Origin of the sequence: Aporhodopirellula sallentina SM41 (assembly GCF_000346505.1) — a bacterium.
GTDB lineage: Bacteria > Planctomycetota > Planctomycetia > Pirellulales > Pirellulaceae > Rhodopirellula > Rhodopirellula sallentina.
The window spans coordinates 1-13655 of the sequence record NZ_ANOH01000402.1; the positions used below are offsets into that span (position 1 = coordinate 1).

At 56.7% G+C, this 13655-nt stretch carries 10 protein-coding genes and 1 pseudogene; 4 read left to right on the plus strand and 7 right to left on the minus strand.

What is annotated here, in order from left to right:
- Positions 1-1962, plus strand: a 1962-nt coding sequence (locus tag RSSM_RS33970) for a hypothetical protein (RefSeq protein ID WP_160168180.1), incomplete at its 5' end; no start/stop codon positions are given.
- A gap of 349 nt (positions 1963-2311) precedes the next feature.
- Here RSSM_RS33970 and RSSM_RS25940 read toward each other — a convergent pair.
- Complete coding sequence (locus RSSM_RS25940; protein WP_008686750.1) at positions 2312-3181, minus strand: helix-turn-helix domain-containing protein; 870 nt, start codon at positions 3179-3181, stop codon at positions 2312-2314.
- A gap of 311 nt (positions 3182-3492) precedes the next feature.
- Between RSSM_RS25940 and RSSM_RS25945 the strand changes: the two genes are divergently transcribed.
- The 3 genes from RSSM_RS25945 to RSSM_RS25955 are packed head-to-tail and all read left to right on the plus strand — an operon-like array spanning position 3493 to position 6232.
- Positions 3493-4299: a PIG-L deacetylase family protein gene (locus tag RSSM_RS25945; protein WP_044303678.1), complete on the plus strand. Its 807-nt coding sequence runs from the start codon at positions 3493-3495 to the stop codon at positions 4297-4299.
- Between the two features lie 2 nt (positions 4300-4301).
- Positions 4302-5135 (plus strand): glucosamine-6-phosphate deaminase, encoded by an 834-nt coding sequence (gene nagB / locus RSSM_RS25950; protein WP_081613897.1) that lies wholly within the window; start codon positions 4302-4304, stop codon positions 5133-5135.
- A complete protein-coding gene (locus RSSM_RS25955; RefSeq protein WP_008686754.1) occupies positions 5132-6232 on the plus strand; it encodes a Gfo/Idh/MocA family protein in 1101 nt (366 codons plus the stop codon). Before nagB ends, RSSM_RS25955 begins: the two co-directional genes overlap by 4 nt.
- 227 nt (positions 6233-6459) lie before the next feature.
- Here RSSM_RS25955 and RSSM_RS25960 read toward each other — a convergent pair whose 3' ends face one another.
- The 6 genes and pseudogenes from RSSM_RS25960 to RSSM_RS33975 all read right to left on the minus strand — a co-directional run.
- Positions 6460-7635, minus strand: a complete 1176-nt coding sequence (locus RSSM_RS25960) for an alpha-L-fucosidase (protein WP_008686756.1) — start codon at positions 7633-7635, stop codon at positions 6460-6462.
- 267 nt (positions 7636-7902) lie between these two features.
- A complete protein-coding gene (locus tag RSSM_RS25965) occupies positions 7903-9438 on the minus strand; it encodes a glycoside hydrolase family protein (protein WP_008686758.1) in 1536 nt (511 codons plus the stop codon).
- A gap of 92 nt (positions 9439-9530) precedes the next feature.
- Positions 9531-10283: a sulfatase/phosphatase domain-containing protein gene (locus RSSM_RS35260; RefSeq protein WP_261340267.1), complete on the minus strand. Its 753-nt coding sequence runs from the start codon at positions 10281-10283 to the stop codon at positions 9531-9533.
- The gene (locus RSSM_RS25970; protein WP_008686761.1) at positions 10222-11067 is read right to left on the minus strand and encodes a sulfatase-like hydrolase/transferase; all 846 of its coding nucleotides are present in this window, start codon (positions 11065-11067) and stop codon (positions 10222-10224) included. Before RSSM_RS25970 ends, RSSM_RS35260 begins: the two co-directional genes overlap by 62 nt.
- A 2-nt stretch (positions 11068-11069) precedes the next feature.
- A complete protein-coding gene (locus RSSM_RS25975; RefSeq protein ID WP_008686763.1) occupies positions 11070-12833 on the minus strand; it encodes an alpha-L-fucosidase in 1764 nt (587 codons plus the stop codon).
- 164 nt (positions 12834-12997) lie between these two features.
- Positions 12998-13655 (minus strand): annotated as a pseudogene (locus RSSM_RS33975) (signaling protein); the annotation flags it as partial.

The following is a 13655-nucleotide window of genomic DNA, read 5'->3' on the forward strand; positions in this document are numbered from 1 at the left end:
GAGGATGCGATTTCGCAAATGGCTGCGGCGTTGTCGATCGCGGGGCGGTCGATGGGAATGCTCGACGAGGTTGCTCAGTTGCAAATCGATGCGAGCCAAGCGTTGGCAGAGTCGCAGGCGAAGGAACGCGAGGCTGCGAACGTGCAGGCAGAAATCGATCGTCATGCCAACCGTCGGAAGCATCATGAGCAAACGATGCAACGAATCGAAACGGACATGGCAAAGATCAAAGATCACCGAGAAACACGCAGCCGAGAATTGGAGTCTGCATCGAAGGCGGTGGAAGAGTCCGAACGAAAGCACGAGGAGGAAGTGGCGACGGTGGCCGAGGCGGAGCAGGAGTCGAAGGATGCGGACCGAGCTCGATCAACGGCGCAAAGAGAGGTCGCCAAAGCACAGCGCGCAGTGCGCGACGCCAGGAACAAAAAGGACCAGACAAAAATTGACGAGGCGAACCAACGACTCGACGAAGCGAGGAAACGCGACAAGGAAAGTTCCCGCGAACAACAGCAGGCTCGGCAAACCGTGCAGAAGCAAAAGCATCGGGTTAACCAAGCACAGCACGCGATCAACCAAGCCAAACATAAAGTTGCGACGGCGGAACACCATCTGAAAACACTCGCCACACAATTGGCGAGGATTGAAGGCCAGATGCAAGCGGCCGAGAAAAACTTGGACGCGGATGATGCCGAGTTTGCACCGCAGCGCCGGCAAATCGAGGAGGCGCGGGCGGCGGCAACGGAACTGATGGCGACGGCCAAGTCGGCTCAGCAGAAGGCGCTTTCGCGGATGGAAACGATCGACATGCAGGCCGCAGCGAACGAGGGGACATCGAATGATCCATCGACGCCGCAAGAGGCGTTCGAACGTGCCCGGGATCTCGAACGGTTGATTGCGAAGAAGTTCAAAGAGTTCCGATCGGCGGATTTGGCTCTCGTTCAATCGATCGAACCGAGTGAGGCGAGAAAGTTGGTCAGCGTGCCGCTGCCGGAGCGTCCGAAGTTCGAAGTCGAGTCGCTCGATCGTTCGGCGAGGACACAGGAGTCGATGCGTCGCCAGTTCGAAACGCTCGGCACGGCGGAACGTCAGGCCGAGAACATGGCCGAGTTCGCCCAAGCATTGCTCGCTCGAGCGAAAGGTCTCGAGCAAGAGGGGCTGCAGATCACGTTAGCGGAACGGCGAGAGTCGGCTGCGCAGGAACGTTCCCAATCCGCCGAAGACGACGGTGGTGCGGTCAGTGACATGACGTCGTTGATGGCGAAACGAAGCAAACAGCAGGAGAGCCCGGGCAGTAATGGCGAGCGGGGCAATGATGGGCAGTCACGCAGCGATAGGGAGGCGGACGGGACGACCAATAGCACGCGGTCAGAAGCGTTTACCGTGGTTGAGGAGAAGTCAGTCACTGCACCGCCGCCTCCGCGTGAGTTTGCGTCGCCGATGCCTGCGCGGCGGTTTGCATCGGAGGGAGGAACACGGGCGAAAGGTTGGACGTTTGTGGACTCGTGGTATTTGATCGGCCCGTTTGACAACGCCAGCCGTGCGAACATTCACAAACAGTTCCCTCCCGAAAGCATGGTCGATCTCGATGCGGAGTATCGAACTCGGGCGGCCGTGAATCCCGTCCAATGGCGTTTTTATCAATCGACATCTCCGAAGATCGAGCCGCGGCATCTTCAAGGCGAATATGTCATCTACTACGCATGGACGCAGTTGCACTTTGACGAGCCGACGGATGTTTGGATTGCGGTCGGTAGCGACGACCGTTCAGATTTGTGGATCAACGATGTTCGGGTCTGGTCGAGCAGCGATGTGCTCAAGGCATGGAAGATCGATGAAGGATTGCGCCGCGTCCGTTTTCAGGCTGGGTACAACAAGGTGCTCTACCGGATCGAGAACGGGAATGGTCCCTGGGCGTTTAGTATGTGTTTGAACTTGGACAGTCAGACGCGAGTCGGACCGTAGATTTTTGCGGCAGTGAAATCGAGCAAATTTTGAAGTCGTTGGTTTGTTCGTTTGCGCTTCGGACTGATAGGAGGATGTTCCTGGTAAATCCGAGCTCGTGGTACGTCTTGATCCCAATTTTGGGAGTTAAAGCCGTAGCGAATGTCGCCAAGACATTCGGTTGTTCACAGGCTGTTCCGAAACTCTTGGCGAGTTGTCGATTTAATCGTTTAACGGGCAGCCAAAGGCGACCTACTTGCCACCGCGCGTCGCCTACGGCTACCGGTTAAACGAAAGCAGGTTGACTCTTGATTAAATCGACAAACTCTTGGTGAGTTTCGCTACCTGGGAAGTTGGCGTTGCCCGGGAGTTACGCGTTGGTGCGAAATCGTTTGCGGTAGGCACGCGGTGTTTGTTTGCGGTGTTGTTGGAATCGACGGTTGAAGTTGGATAGGTTTTGAAAGCCTGACTGTTGACTGATCGAGAGGATCGAATCGTCGGTTTCGGTCAACAAACGACACGCGAAACCGATTCGCAATTCGTTGATGTATGCGGAGACGGTACGTCCGGTTGAGTGTTTGAAGAAACGGCTGAACGCCGAAGGATTCATTTCGGCAAGATCGGCGAGGTCGCTGTGAGAGAGTTCCGCGTCGGTGAGATGATGGGTGATGTAGTCACAAACAATTTGAATCCGCGTTTCGACTTGTTTGTTGTTGGTGGCTCGGTATAGGGGAGAGGCGAGCGGTTCGGCGGTGTCCTGTTGCGACAGATCGTTGAGGATCGATAGCAGTCCGACCAATCGCGCCGCGCCTGAGAGCGAAATCAGTTCAGCCATTTTCTCGCCGATCGGTTGGGCGACGGTTGGCGGGAACCACAACCCGCGACTGGATCGCTGTAGGAGATTGCGGACGTCGACCATTTCTCCGAGGTCAAAGAATCCTTCGCCGAGAAAGCTGGGGTGGAACTGCACGACGACGGCGGAGTGAAGGTCGTAGGTCTGGCCACGGTATTCGTCCGACGCCCATGTGTGTGGCAGTTCCGAGCCGACCAAAACCAATTCGTGGTCAGTGAAACTGCCGATGTGGTCGCCGACCATCCGAGATCCGACGCCCGCGGGGATGTAGTTGAGTTCGACCTCGGGATGACGATGCCACTTCACCGGCGAACGCAGTTCTTCCCGGTTGAAGCAACGGAATGACTGTCCCTTTTCCGGGACGAGTTTTTCGAAGGAGGCTTTCATGCGCGGCGGTTTCTGTCGGCGAAAGGTCGATGTCTCGGGATCAATTTAGAGGTGGACGCGATATGCCGATGCGAGGGTGAACGGTTGATTGGATCTCGCCGTCAGGCAGCGGCAGAAGAAGGCGACTCGTGCGAAAAGCGAGAGATAAGGTGCAATATGCGCACGCCGTTTGACAGAATCGATGACCCGCGCAAATAAAATACCACAAAAAGGTAAACACCGTGAAGAAATCTTCGCGTGAGGTTTGCAAAATGCTGAGCGTTGTCCCCCGGTTACGGTCACCCATCTACGCCGCGAGAGTTGACGGAAACATGCTGAAGCGACCTACAATACCCAGCCACCGAGTCGCGCTTGCCTTGATGGCGCACCCCGACGATGCCGAAATCTCCTGCGGCGGGACGTTGATCCGACTGCGTCAGGCGGGGTGGGAGGTTCACATCGCCACCGTCACGTCAGGGGACTGTGGATCACAAGAATTCGGTCCGGAAGAGACCGCAAAGATCCGTCGGGAAGAAGGCGTTCGTGCCGCGCACATGATCGGGGCAACGTTTCATACGCTCGGTGAGCCGGACGGGCGGTTGGTTTATGACCGGCAGTCGCTGCAGAAGACGATTGATCTGTTTCGACGGATTGCCCCTTCGCTCGTGATCACGATGCCCTTGTCGGATTATCACGCCGATCACGAGATCACCGGTCAACTCGGCCGCGCCGCATCGTTTGTTTATGCGGCGCCGAACGCATCGACCGAACCGCTGCTCGAAGGTTCCTCGGTGCCGTACCTTTATTACACCGACGGTCACGGCGGAACCGATCGCCTCGGGGGCAGCGTTGAACCGTCCACCTACGTAGACATCAGCGAGCAGATCGACGGCAAGATCGAGATGTTGGCATGTCATGCGTCGCAATCGGAATGGTTGCGATCGCACAACGGAATCAGTGAGTACCTGTCCGCAACGCGCGAACATAGTGTCGCTCGGGGAGAGGATGTGCATGTCGCTGCGGCGGAGGCGTTTGTGCAACATCGCGGACACGGGCACCCGAACAACGATTTACTCTCGGAATTGTTTCCGCTCGTTGAGCGGAGCGACGCATCGAAATCCGTTCTACAAGCGAGTTAGTGATGAAGAGCATTTTAGATCAATCAGGTCCCGTGGACGATGTCGCGTCGGCCAAGGTGCGTCTTCCGGTGGCCCGGTTCCGCGATGCGTCGGAGGCGAGCAAGCGTGTCGCACATGAGATTGCTCGGTTGATCCGACAGCGGGCATCGGAAAACCGGCGATGTGTTTTAGGCCTAGCGACCGGATCGACTCCGATTCGTGTGTACCGCGAGTTGGTGCGGATGCACCGCGAAGAGAACCTGTCGTTTTTTAACGTGGTGACCTTCAATCTCGACGAGTACTTCCCGATCAAACCGGAGTCGCCGCAGAGCTATCACCGGTTCATGAACGAGAACTTGTTCAATCATGTCGATATCATTCGCAGCAACGTTCACATTCCTAGTGGCACGGTCCCTCTCGAGAATGCGCCGGGGTATTGCCGCGACTACGAGGATTTGATCCTCAAGTTCGGTGGTATCGATTTGCAGTTGTTGGGGATCGGACGAACCGGCCACATCGGTTTCAACGAACCGGGCTCGACGCGTGATACGCTGACTCGGATGGTGCGGCTCGATTCGCTCACGCGGAAGGACGCGGCGAAGGATTTCGGTGAACTCGATCGTGTGCCATTGCTCGCGATTACGATGGGGGTCGACACGATCATGCAATCGAAGAGAATTCGGTTGCTCGCGTTCGGCGAGCACAAAGCACGGATCGTGCAGCAGGCACTTCAGAATCGAATGAGCTCGGCGTTGCCGGCATCGTACCTGCGTCAGCATCCTGATATGCAGTACCTTGTCGACGGTGCGGCGGCGAGCTGTCTTCCCCCTTCAATATTTGGAACATCTCTACAATGAGCGAACTTGATCAGCCTTCTCCTATGAAACAAGTTCGTATCTTGTGCGTCGGCGCGGGGAACATGGGACGTTCCCACGCGTTGGCGTATCAAAACATTGATGGTTTTGAAATCGTTGGCATTTGCACCCGTTCAAAAGAGTCGGGCGCTAAGCTGAACGAACAACTCGGCAGCGACTATCCAACGTTTCAGGATTTTGACACGGCGTTGCGAGAGTCGAAACCGGACGCGGTTTGCGTTTCGACATGGCCGGACACGCATGCTCGATTCGTGACGAGTGCGTTGGATGCCGGGTGTCATGTTTTCGTTGAAAAGCCGCTGGCGGATTCCGTGGAAGCGGCCGAAGAAATTGTCACCAAAGCGTTGTCGACGGATCGAAAGGTGGTCGTGGGTTACATACTCCGTCATCATCCGAGTTGGATGCGGTTTATCGACGTCGCCAAGACGCTGGGCAAGCCGTTGGTGATGCGGATGAATTTGAACCAGTCATCGTCCGGCGCGGCGTGGGAGACTCACAAACGTTTGATGTCGACGGTTTCGCCGATTGTGGATTGCGGTGTGCACTACGTTGACGTGATGTGCCAGATGACCGGGGCCAAACCGGTTCGCGTGTCCGGAATCGGTGCTCGGTTGAGCGATGAGTTGCCTGAGGGCATGGTCAATTACGGCCAATTGCAGGTGACGTTCGACGACGGATCGGTCGGTTGGTATGAAGCCGGATGGGGGCCGATGATGAGTGAAACGGCGTTCTTCATTAAAGACGTCGTGGGACCGAGCGGTGCGGTATCGATCGTCGCCGAGTCGGCTTCGTCGGCAGGCCAGAGCGATAACGTGGACGCCCACACGAAGACGGAAAGCATTCGGGTGCATCACAGCGAATTGGCGAGCGATGGCAGTTTCGCGAAAGCCGATGAGTGGATCCATCTCGAGGATGAGCCGGATCACGACGGGCTGTGTTTACGCGAGCAGCAGTTTTTCTATGACGCGATCGTGAAAGGCGGCGACCTTACCGATCACCTTCAAGACGCGGTGAATTCGATGAAGATTGTGGCGGCGGCGGATGAGTCGTTCCGGACGGGGAAGACCGTCGAATTGTAGGCAAATGGCCGGGCCGTTGGCCCTGTTGTTTTTCTTGGGGGGCGGTGGACCCAGGCCGTTGGCCTGGGTTAGGTAAACGGTTGGCCCTTTGGGCCGTGGTGGGTGTGGGCCGTGGTGTGTAGTTGGCCGTTGTGGGATTTGGGCTTGGTTTGGATTTGGGCGTTTTTAGTTTGGGCGTTGATGGGGTTCTGACCGGTGGTTTGTTTGGGATCCGTGCTGGGTTTGATTTAGGCTCGGCGGCGTTTGCCTACTTCTTGGAGGGTGGCGCGGTCTTCGGGGTGGATGGAGCCGTCGGGTAAGGGGCCCGTGTTCAGTAGGAGGTTGGCGTTCATTGATTTCGCCTTGGCCAGCATCTCCATCACTTGGTCTGCGGTTTTGTGTTTGCCGTCGTCGGTTTTCATGTAGCCCCATCCGTGAGGTTGCAGCGTGTCGCAGATTTCCAGCGGCACTTCCGATTTGCCTTTCCAATGTCGCTCGGGGGCTTTGAAGTCTTCTGTCCCGAGCAGACCTTGTTTGTATGAGACCAACACTTGGGGCTGCATGGAATGAATGTGGTCGTAGAGTTCTTGAAGTTTGAACTCATGCATCTTGTTGCGTCGTGATGCTGGCGTGGCATGTCCGTCGAGCCAGATGCCGGCGATTGGTCCGTAGTTTGACAACAGTTCGGTGATTTGGTTTTTCATGAACTCGACATAGATCTGCAGGTCGTGTTCTTTCCCGGAGGCGTAGAAGTCCTCTGGCGGGTCGTATTTCGGACGAGCCGAACCGCCCCATCCCCAATTGTTTGGTGCGTGTGGGTGACGCCAGTCGCGTCCGTGAGAATAGTAGAGGAAGAAGCCAAGGCCTTTGCTGCGGCACTGTTCGGCCAACTCGCCGACGAGGTCGCGTTTGGCGGGTGTGTTGGTGCTCTTGAAGTCGGTGTATTTTGAATCGAAAAGACAGAAGCTGTCGTGGTGACGTGTGGTGATGTTGACATATTTCATGCCGGCATCGAGCGCCATGTCGGTGATGAAATCCGCGTCGAAGTTCTCGGCGGTATAACGATCGGCGAGTTTTGCGTATTCCTTAACGCGAATTTTCTCCTTGATCATCACCCATTCATGGCGTCCGAGCAACGAATACAGACCGTAGTGTACGAATAGTCCGAACTCGGCGCCACGGAACCAATCCAACGCGGCTTGGCGTGGATTGTCCGCGTACTGCTTGGCGACGTCCTGCAAATACGATGGGACCGACGAGGCGGTGGAGTCATTCAGCGCGGCGGCTTCTTTTGCGAAGACACGCGGTCCGCACAATGCGGCCGCTGCGGCGATGGATGATTGAAGAACGTTACGGCGGTTGATCGTCACGGGATTGTCTTTGAGGGTCTGGTCGAGGTCAGTCCGCGTTCGAGTCGACAGCAATACTGAAGTCGATGGCTATGGAAATGAATGGTCGCTCGACTCGACGTCCGGTGCGGAACCATTCGATGGGTGTTTCGGTGCGTTAGTCAAACACCGAGTGTACTTGGTTTGAAAGGCGATTGTTCGTTGAAAAATCCGGTGTCAGGCTGCGGCAAATGATTGCAGTGCGAGGTTTCAGCCGTACGCCGCCCTTCCCGTCGGTGTGAGCGACGGGAAAGGGGGCACGGTGGTAGGTCTGCTCCGTTTCTGTCCGGTTGAACGCCGGGCCTATTCGAAATCGACGGTGACTTTGTCGAGCATCGGTTTCGATTTGTTGTCGGTCGTGTCGGTCAATTTGATTTCGAATTGAAATCCGTAACCGGCAGGCAGGTCGTTCGGTGAGATCGACGCGGGGGTTTTCTGTACTTGTTTGGCAAATCCCGGCGTGTAGTCATAGGTTTCCTTGATCGAAGCCCAGTCACTCCAGGTGTCTGATTTGCCGTCGTTGTCGGTGTCGACCCCGACCCGAACTTCGACGCCGTCTACCCATGGTCCGGGGCTGGCGTAATCCGTCGCCTGTTGGGTGACGAGATAAAACTGGCCTTCGGCGAAACAGACATCGGGATCGGGGTGTCCTTTGCCAACGTTGTCACACCACTCGAACGGTCCGTCGATGGTTGGCGCGGTGAACCAACCCACGCTCATGTTGTGTCCGCCGACAGGATCGAAATCACCGAACAGATAGTAGCGTCCGCCGATCGCGACGCTGGCCCAGTCGCCGTATGCTTCTTGCTCCGGTTCATGGACTTGGTACTTTGCGACGTTGGTTTTGAAGTCCGGGTGTTGTAACCAGTGCGGGTGTTTGTAGGTCTTGGTTTCACCGGTCGGTGTGGTGCGGTTGTCGACCACAGGTGCCAAGATTTCGAACCCGTCGATGCCGTTTTTGCTGACGGCGTGTCCTGCCAGGGGCGAATCCCACGACCGTTTGTTGGCGTCGATCGGTGTCCAGTCTTCATAGACGACGTGGAAGTTTCCATCGAGGTCGCGAATGAAGTTGCAGTCCGAGCCGTCGGAAGGATCCTTGAAGGCCATGCCCATGTTCTTTCCGGGTTTGCCGTCGGTGAGGTCTTCGTCGATGTAGAGGTGTGGGTCTTGGTCGTTGGGGTAGTCGTAGTAGATGTAGAATTTCCCATCGACGAATTCGGCGGTCGTGACCCAGCGTGAGAATTGTTCGGTCACCATGCCGTGGTGCACCCAATTCTTCATGTCTTTGCTTTGCCACGCGTGATAGCCACCGCCTTTGTTGTCGATCCCGCCGGGAGCATCGAACTGGTTCGCGAAAGGCGTGGTTTGCAATGGAATGTCGAATCCTTCGAGCTTCGCGGGTTTTGGCTCAAACGGCTTGGCAGGCTTTGCGTTTCGCTTGGGTTTGGGCGATTTATAGCGGCCGAACATCCAGTAGTCGTTCGGTCCTAAACTCAAGATGACTGGTGCGTCGCCGAGGTTCGATGGGCCGACGTTTTTGATCGGGTTCCAGTTTTGCCAGATCGGTGACTGTTCGACGGTGAGCGATTTGAGGGAACGCTTTTGGTCGAACGTTTTCGTTTTGCTGAGCAGCGTGGCGGTTTTGTCGGTCGGGGCTGCCATGCCGTCGGAGACTTCGAGTCCCGATGAATCGGCGATCTGATCGGACCAATCGGTTTGTGATTCGATCACCCAGGAGTCCGATGCCGCGGCAATGTGGGACGTCAACAGCAACGCGGCAAGAGCCAGGGCGTGGCGGTGAGCGACTGCAAGGAAGGAGAGGCGTGTTAGCAAAGGCATGGCAAGACTGAATGGAGGGGGAGGGAAGGAGAGGTTCATTTCGGAGAGAGGCGGGGTATCGGTGGACAGGTTGGCTTCTAAGAGGCACGTTTCTAATGAGAACTGTCTGACGGAATGGCTGCTTGCCAGCCACCTTTCCATTGGCGTCTTAGCTCTTTTAGGATTGGGGCGTATTCGGGATGACCGGCGACGTTTTCGTTTTCCTGAGGATCGGTTTGATGGTCGTACAGTTCTTCTGCGATCACGTCGGAATGGTCGTTGACGTCGACCCAGCGGGTGAAACGGTAGCGGTCGTTTCGCATCGAATACCCCATTAAACGTTGGCGTTTGACGGTACGTGGGTATTGGCTGAACGCGGCCGTTTTCCAGAGCCGGTCGGGAGATTCCAACACGGGGCGAAACGACGTGCCTTCGAGATGTTCAGGCAGAGGCAGGCCGGCGAGATCAGCGAGGGTGGGATAGATGTCGACGAATTCGACCAATGCGTCGGAGGTCTTGCCGGCCCACTTCATTTTAGGAACAGACACGATAAGTGGGGCTCTCGCGTCGTCTTCGACGTTGCTGTGTTTGCACCAACGATTGTGTTCGCCGAGTTTCCAGCCGTGGTCGCCCCAAAGGATCACGATGGTGTTGTCGGACATGTCAAGTCGATCGAGTTCGTCGAGGATCCGGCCGAGTTGCGCGTCCATGTAGCTGACGCAGGCGTAGTAGCCGTGCTTCAATTGACGGCCGTACTGTTCGGGCAGATCGCTGGTGTCGGGGACGCCGCGGTATTTCCACATTTCATTGCGATCGACCAATGCGAAGTCCGGGGCGCCGCGTGGCAGAAATTGGTTCTCCGCCACTGGGATTTTTTTCTGGATCGTAGAGATCCCAGTATGCCTTGGGGCAAACGAAGGGCAGGTGTGGTTTGTGAAAGCCGACGGCGAGAAAGAACGGTTGGGAGGCGTCTTTGAATTCTCGCAGCGAATCGATCGCGTCGTCCGCGAGTGCTCCTTCGCCGCCACCATGAGGCGGGTCATCGGCAACGCGGAATGCAGGACCGCGGCCTCGGCTTTTCTTCTTTGTCGTTTGCTTGGTTGATTCCTGTTGCGGGGCTGCGTTTTTCTGAGTCACCAGGGTGTGGGCGTGACCGATTCGGTTTGCGCTTGTCGCGGGGTCGGGGTCACGCGGCGTCCAGGACGGCGGGTCTTGCAGATCGCCGTGATAGATTTTTCCGAGTCTTCGTGCGAGGTAGCCGTGTTGTTTGAAATGCTGAGGCAGCGTGACCACATCGGGTAACGCTTCGCGGAAGTGCGTGGTCAGGTTCCAAACACGGTTGGTATCGGGGCGGACCCCTGTCATGACGCTCGATCGCGACGGCGAACACACGGCTTGTTGGCAGTAGGCACGCGAGAAAACGATGCCGCGGGAAGCCAACGCGTCGATGTTGGGGCTGTGGATGATGTCGTTTCCATAGCACCCAAGTTCCGGACGCAGGTCGTCAGAAACGACAAACAGCACGTTCAGGCGTTGGTTCGGTTGCGGATCGTCTGCAGAGACGATGCCGAGTACCACAAAGGGGAACAGGCAAAAACAAACTGCCGCTGCCCCGAGAGCCGTATGTCGTGGTGACGATTGAGCGAACATGGTCAGTCCTCGACCCGTTGCAGTTTGACTTCCCGAAGGTTCATCGGTTGCCATTTGCCGGGCACCGGTTTGACCAGGATGCTGGTGTCGCCGGCCTCATCGAATTCGATCGTGCCGAGTTCTCGCTCGGCGTATTTACCGTAACTGCCGGTGGACGGCACGGTCGCTTCGAGTTGTCCGCCGGCGGGACCAACACGGAAGGTCGTCTGTTCGCCTTCGACCGACATCGTCGCGGAGACTTTGAATTTGCCGGGTTGGTTGATCTTGATGTCCCATTGAACGGAGGCTTGCTCGTCGAGCCAATATCCGACGTGGGAGATTCCATCGTGTTGGCGAACGTCTGCTTGACGGCTGCCTTCGTTGTTGTGGATATAGGAATCGTCGGCGGTGAGGACGAGTTCACCGTCTTTGTTAGGCGAAGGGACTCGGGCCTTGGTTTCGATCGGGCCGCTGATGCGGAGTGCGATGACGCTGGCGATTTCGTCGGGGGCTTCACCGGGCAGCGAGAGCGTGACGCCCTCGTCGGTTGTGGTCGCGGTGACCGCATCGCCATTTGCCAACAGGTGTGCGTCGTGAACGGTGTTGACCAAACCGGGAATGGAGAGTTTTCCGTCGCTCGGCCAATCAAAGACGTGGATGTAGAGGAGGTGATTCTGTTGTCCTTCCGCGTCGGGTTTGCCGGACTTGAGCGTGCATCGTCCCCATTCGAACGATCCGATCGGGCTGGCGGTGGTTCCGTAGATCGACTCGCTGTTGACGCTCATCCATTCGCCGATCTGTTCGAGTCGTTCGATCGCTTGAGGTAGCAACGTGCCTTCGCCGGTGGGGCTGACGTTGAGCAGGTAGTTGCCACCTTTGCTGGCGATGTCGACCAGGTTCCGGATCAGCGTCGAGGTGGATTTGAAGTTGTCGTCGCCGAGTTTGTATCCCCAACTGCCGCTGATCGGCATGCAGACTTCCCAGTCTTGACGTTGGGGGGCGTTGCGTGGGATTTGTCGTTCGAAGGTGTCGTAGTCGCCAGGAAATTCGTCACCGAGACGGTCGTTGGTGATGACGTCGGGGCGGAGTTGCGTGAGGGAGTGGAGGCTGTTGAAGGACTCTTCGCTCATCTTGCGAGGCGTGTCCCACCAGAAGATTCCGATCGGTCCGTATTCGGTGAGCAATTGTCGAACTTCTGGTGCGGCTTTTTCGCGAACGTACTCGTCGTTGCTGACTCGTTCGAGCGATTTGTCCCAACTGTTCCCCATGCCTCCGGGGTGATGCCAATCTTGGGCCTGTGAGTAGTAGAAACCGAGCCGGATGTTTTGTTTCTGGCAGGCTTCGGAGAGTTCTTTCATGATGTCGCGGCCGAAAGGCGTTGCGTCGACAACGTTGTAGGGGCTCGCGTTCGAGCCGAACATGGAGAACCCGTCATGGTGTTTCGCGGTGATGACGAGGTATTTCATGCCGGCGTTTTTAGCGCGAGCGACGAACTCGTCGGCATCGAATTTAGTCGGGTTGAACTGTGCGGCGTACTTCTCGTATTCGGCGATCGGGACTTTGCCGCGGTTCATCATCCATTCGGCACTGTTTGGCAGTTTCTGCCCTTTGTATTCGCCGCCGACTACGGAGTAGATGCCCCAGTGAACGAACATGCCGAATTTGGCCTCACGCCACCACGCCATGCGTGAGTCGCGTTCGGTTTCAGTTTCGGATCTGCCTTCGGCGAAGACGCTCCCCGACGTGAGAAGCGTGAGGAGACACAATGTTATTAGTTTGTGATACATCGTTTGACGCAAGTGGTATGAGGGGCCAGGAATGTGAATATGTTCGGTTGAGTGAGACTGTTTCGAAACGATTGGGCTGGTGTTAGGTCGCAGTTCTGTTGGATCGCATTAACGTTTGTAGCATTAACGTTTGTAGCTTTGCGGGTTGCCCGGCGAGCAGTCATTTAACGGGCAGGTGAGGACTCGACGGCGAGTTCTTGGAAAGCCGTGTTTTCGCCTTTGTTGGTAACGGGATTGGTTTGCCAGTAGATCCATCGATAGCGACCGAGTGATTGTCCCGGCTTGGCTCGAATCGAGGCGGCGTTAAACGTCTCGGGTTTCACCATCGTCGTATCGATCGTTCCGATGGGAGTGAAGCGAGACCGGTTGGTCAAATCCCAGCCCGGGTCGTTCTTCGAAGTGCTCGCGTAGATGGTCACGTTTTGCGGTCCGCGGTTGCCGTTGTGGTTCGCCGTCCAGTTCGTGACCGAGTTGACTGTTTTCGTCGAACCCAGGTCGATGCGGTACGTTCCCAGGTAGGCGTTGTTTCCGAAAACTGGTCCGTAGCCGTCCTCGAGTCGTCCGTCGAGAAGGCTGTTCAGCGGCGCGTTGTTGGTCGAGCGACTCGCGGCGATCGTTCCGCTCGGCGAACTCGGAACGACAAGTTTGGAAAACGCGGCTTGGGTGGGACCTGCCTCGGTGATGATGTAGGCGGCGGTCAGGATCGAGATTTCCAACTCGGCTTGGTTGCGAACCAGTTTCACGATGAGGTCGGCGCTTCCGGTTTGGTTGTACGCGGTTAGCAGATCGGAGACGTCTTTGACTTTGCGAGCGTTGATGGCC